The 4,236-nt window shown below is 68.0% G+C and carries 6 protein-coding genes; all 6 read left to right on the top strand.

The genetic code is table 11. The features are described 5' to 3' along the window. Positions 1 to 258 (top strand): FMN-binding protein (locus M0P34_RS14040; RefSeq protein WP_291500217.1); only part of this gene is annotated, 258 nt, incomplete at its 5' end. Positions 259 to 279: 21 nt separating this feature from the next. Continuing rightward, on the top strand, positions 280 to 969 hold the full coding sequence (locus tag M0P34_RS14035) for an electron transport complex subunit E (protein WP_291500215.1): 690 nt from the start codon (positions 280 to 282) through the stop codon (positions 967 to 969). Positions 970 to 972: 3 nt separating this feature from the next. Next, positions 973 to 1,548, top strand: coding sequence for an RnfABCDGE type electron transport complex subunit A (locus M0P34_RS14030; protein WP_291500213.1), 576 nt, complete (start codon positions 973 to 975; stop codon positions 1,546 to 1,548). A gap of 49 nt (positions 1,549 to 1,597) precedes the next feature. Next, positions 1,598 to 2,440 carry an RnfABCDGE type electron transport complex subunit B gene (gene rnfB / locus M0P34_RS14025; protein WP_291500211.1) on the top strand — a complete coding sequence of 281 codons (843 nt, stop codon included), beginning with the start codon at positions 1,598 to 1,600 and terminating at the stop codon, positions 2,438 to 2,440. A gap of 79 nt (positions 2,441 to 2,519) precedes the next feature. Next, complete coding sequence (locus M0P34_RS14020; RefSeq protein ID WP_291500209.1) at positions 2,520 to 3,530, top strand: FAD:protein FMN transferase; 1,011 nt, start codon at positions 2,520 to 2,522, stop codon at positions 3,528 to 3,530. Positions 3,531 to 3,681: 151 nt separating this feature from the next. Next, on the top strand, positions 3,682 to 4,236 hold a 555-nt coding region (locus M0P34_RS14015; protein ID WP_291500219.1), incomplete at its 3' end, for a sodium:proton antiporter.

The raw sequence follows: 4,236 nt of genomic DNA, 5'->3' as shown, positions 1-4,236 counted from the left end.
CTGGCCCAGGACACCCTGGCGGGCATCGGCGTGACCACCCTCAAGGAAACGCCGGGCCTGGGCACGCGCGTGGCCGAGCCCAAGTTCCAGATGCAGTTCAAGGGCCTGGCCCTGGACCGCGTCGGGCTGACCGGCAAGGGCGGCAACGTGGACGCTATCTCCGGAGCCACCGTCTCCAGTACCGGCACGGTCCTGGCGGTGAACAAGGCCATCGAAATCTACAAGGGCCTCAAGCCCAAACTGGACGGGGCCTTCTAGGGCCGCCCCGAGGAGAAAACCATGAGTTTCGTCAAGGAATTCGCCAAGGGCCTGTGGAAGGAGCTGCCGCCCTTCCGGCTGGTGCTCGGGCTGTGCCCCACCCTGGCGGTGACCAAGTCCGCCGCGGACGGCCTGGGCATGGGCGCGGCGGTCATCTTCGTCCTGGTCCTGTCCAACGCCATCATCTCCATGGTGCGCAAGATCATCCCCAAAAAGGTGCGCATCGCCTGCTTCATCGTCATCGCCGCGTCCCTGGTGGTCGCGGTGGAGCTGCTCATGCAGGCGTATGCCTACCCGCTCTACCAGAGCCTGGGCATCTTCGTTCCGCTCATCGTGGTCAACTGCATCATCCTTGGCCGCGCCGAGGCCTTCGCCTCCAAGAACCCGGTGCACCTGTCCATCGCCGACGGCCTGGGCATGGGCATCGGCTTCACCATGTCGCTGACCTTCCTGGGCGCCCTGCGCGAGGTCTTCGGTGCGGGCAAGCTGTTTGGGGCGACGGTCTTCGGGCCGGACTTCAAGCCCTTCACGTTCATGGTCGAGGCGCCGGGCGCCTTCGTCTGCCTGGGGCTGATCCTGGGGGCCATGAACTACCTGGCCATCTGGCAGAGCAAGCGCAAGGGCCTGCCCGAGCCGTCCCTGGCGGCCTCGTGCGGCGGTTGCCGGGCGTGCAGCATCGGCGAATCCAAGCAAATCATGCAGGAGGGGTAGGCCGTGAACTACTTCGAGATGCTCATCGCGGCGATCTTCGTCAACAACATCATCCTGGCGCAGTACCTGGGCTGCTGCCCCTTCGTGGGCTGCTCCAAGGACCGGGGCGTGGCCATCGGCATGGGCGCGGCGGTGACCTTCGTGGCCTCCATGGCCACGGCGTTCACCTGGCTCATGCAGAAATATGTGCTGAACCCCTTCGGCCTGGGCTACCTTCAGACCCTGGTCTTCATCCTGGTCATCGCCTCCCTGGTGCAGTTCGTGGAGATGTTCCTGAAGAAGATGGTCCCGCCGCTGTACAAGTCGCTGGGCATTTTCCTGCCGCTCATCACCACCAACTGCGCGGTGCTCGGCCTGGCCATCCTGGCCCAGCGCAACGAGTTCGGGCTGGGCGTGTCGGTGTTCTACGCGTTTTCGGCGGCCCTGGGCTTCACCCTGGCCCTGTTCCTCATGGCCGGAATCCGGGAGCGGCTGGTCATCTCTCGGGTGCCCAAGTCCATGCAGGGAACCTCCATCGGCCTGGTCATGGCGGGGCTCATGTCCCTGACCTTCTTCGCCTTCCAGGGCATGATCGGCTAAGGGCCGGCGGACAGGCGCGCCACAGGCGCGCAAAGTAGAGGGAGATACCATGATCACGTCGTCGATTCTCGTCATGTTCGGCCTGGGGCTGGCCTGCGCCGTGGTGCTGTCCGTGGCCTCCAAGCTCCTGGCCGTGGAGGAGGACCCCCGGGTGGAGGCGGTGCTCGATGCCCTGCCCGGCGCCAACTGCGGCGGATGCGGTTTTGCGGGCTGCGAGTCCTACGCCGCCGCCGCCGTGCGCGACCCCGACGTCCCCGCCGACCGCTGCTGCGCCGGCGGGCCGGACGTGGCCGCCAAGATCGCGGAACTCACGGGCAAGGCCGCCGGTTCGGCCGAGCCCATGGTCGCCTTCCGGCGTTGCGCCAAGAGCGAGGGCAACGTCGCCAAGCGTTATGACTACCAGGGCGTTCCCAGCTGCGCCGCGGCCAAGCTCCTGGGCAGCCCCGACGCCTGTTCCTACTCCTGCATCGGCCTTGGCGACTGCATGCGGGCCTGCCCCTTCGACGCCATGTACATGGCCCACGGCATGGTCCACGTCATCACCGAAAAATGCACCGCCTGCGGCACCTGCGTTTCCACCTGTCCCAACCACGTCATGCAGATAGTGCCGCAGGCCGCGAGGGTCATGGTCCTGTGCTCGTCGCTGGACAAGGGCAAGGCGGTTTCCGAGGTCTGCGAGGTCGGCTGCATCAGCTGCATGAAGTGCGTCAAGGAATGTCCGGCGAAATGCATTGCACTTGAGGGCGGAAAGATTCATATCGATCATACGGCGTGCTTGGCCTACGGATCCTCCTGCCAGGAGGTCTGTGCCGAGAAGTGCCCGCGGGGCATCCTGCGCTGCCTGGGGGCCGCGGCTGCGGCCCGGGTCCAGGAGGCGGAGGCTGCGGCCTAGTCCGGCAATGCTGAACACCCGGCCCGCCCCGCACCCGGGGCCGGGCCATTCGGAGAAGCGCATGAAAAAGGCAACCAATATGGATAGCATCTGTACCCGGCGCGCGTTCCTGCGTTCCTGCGGGGTGCTGGGCCTGGGGCTGGCCGCCGTGGGCGCCGTTCCCGCCGCCGCGCGCGCCGCCGTCCGGCTGGGCTCCGGCGGCCATGTCGTGGCCCGGACCCTGCCGCTCATGGGCACGTTTGTCGGCATCACCGCCGTGCATGATTCCCGGACCCTGGCCGAGGAGGCCGTGGGCCGGGCCTTCGAGGAAATGCAGCGCCTGTGCATGGTTTTTGACCGCCACCGTGGCGACACGGCCCTGTCCGTGCTCAACCGTGACGGCCGCCTGTCCGGCGCGCCCGCCGAGCTGCGCGATGTGCTGGAGCGCTCCCTGTCCCTGCACTCGCTCTCCGACGGCGCCTTCGATCCCAGCGTCGCGCCCCTGGTGGACGCCCGGCGCGCCCACGGCGCGGCCCTGTCCGGCCAGGAGCTGGCCGAGCTGACGGCCCTGGTGGACGCCCGCCGGATCGAGCTGGGCTCCGGGGGCATCGCCCTGGGCAGGAGCGGCATGGCCCTGACCCTGGACGGCATCGCCAAGGGCTTCATCGCCGACCGGGCCTCGGCCGTGCTCGCCGCAAGCGGCGTGGCCAACCATCTGGTCAACGCGGGCGGCGACATCCGCGCCGCCGGGACCAAGGCCCCCGGCCAGCCCTGGACCGTGGCCGTGGAGGACCCCGCCAAGGCGGGCAACTATCCCGCCGTGATTCACCTGCGCGACTGCGCCGTGGCCACGTCGGGCAACTACGAGAACTACTTCGACCGCCGCCGGGAGGCCCACCATGTGGTGGCTCCAGGCAGCGGCGTCTCCCCACACGAGGTCACAAGCTGCACCGTCAAGGCGCCCACGGTCATGGAGGCCGACGCCCTGGCCACGGCGGTGATGGTCATGGGCGCGCGGCGCGGCCTGGCTTTCGTGGATTCCCTGCCCGGGCGAGAATGCCTGCTGGTCACGGCCAGCGGCGCGCAATTGCCCTCGCGCCGCTGGGGCTAGAGGGGCGAACCTCTGAAATTGCGCCGCCCGGCCGTGCCGGGCGGCGTTGTCGGTTGAACGGTCATGTAGCCCATACAGAGTCCAAGAGAGGAGAGAGAGGATGGCTCGTCGGTTGTTTGGAGTCCTGGCCCTGGTGGCCGCAGTGACGGCGATGGTGGCCTGGCTGGCCCCCGAGGCCCTGGCGGCCGGAGGGGACCTGCACCACCAGGCCGAGGAAATCGGCAAGGAGTTGAGCGGCCTGTGGGTCGTGCCCTTCGCGTGCATGCTCTTGTCCATCGCCATCTGCCCGTTGGCGGTCCCCCATTTCTGGCATCACCACTTCGGCAAGGTTTCGGCCTTCTGGGCCCTGGCCTTCCTGGTGCCCTTCACCCTCCAGTTCGGGGCGTCCCTGGCCCTGTACGAGGTGATCCACACCCTGCTGCTGGAGTACATCCCCTTCATCATCCTGCTGTTCGCCCTGTTCACCATCTCCGGCGGCGTCTGCCTGACCGGCTCCCTGGTGGGCAAACCCGTGGTCAACGTGGCCATTCTGGCCATCGGCACGGTGCTGGCGAGCTGGATGGGCACCACCGGCGCGGCCATGCTGCTCATCCGCCCGCTGCTGCGGGCCAACGCGCACCGCAAGTTCAAGGTCCACACCGTGGTCTTCTTCATCTTCCTGGTGGCCAACATCGGCGGCTCCCTGACCCCCCTGGGCGACCCGCCG

This window comes from Desulfocurvus sp. (genome assembly GCF_023230885.1).
In the GTDB taxonomy this organism is placed as follows: Bacteria; Desulfobacterota; Desulfovibrionia; order Desulfovibrionales; family Desulfovibrionaceae; genus Desulfocurvus.
Note: the sequence above shows the minus strand (reverse complement) of the source record. Positions and strands in the feature narration are given on the sequence as shown.

Excerpts from the sequence above, each read along its gene's own strand:
- M0P34_RS14035 (WP_291500215.1), top strand. The coding sequence starts at position 280 with ATGAGTTTCGTCAAGGAATTCGCCAAGGGCCTGTGGAAGGAGCTGCCG.
- rnfB (WP_291500211.1), top strand. The coding sequence starts at position 1,598 with ATGATCACGTCGTCGATTCTCGTCATGTTCGGCCTGGGGCTGGCCTGC.
- M0P34_RS14020 (WP_291500209.1), top strand. The coding sequence starts at position 2,520 with ATGGATAGCATCTGTACCCGGCGCGCGTTCCTGCGTTCCTGCGGGGTG.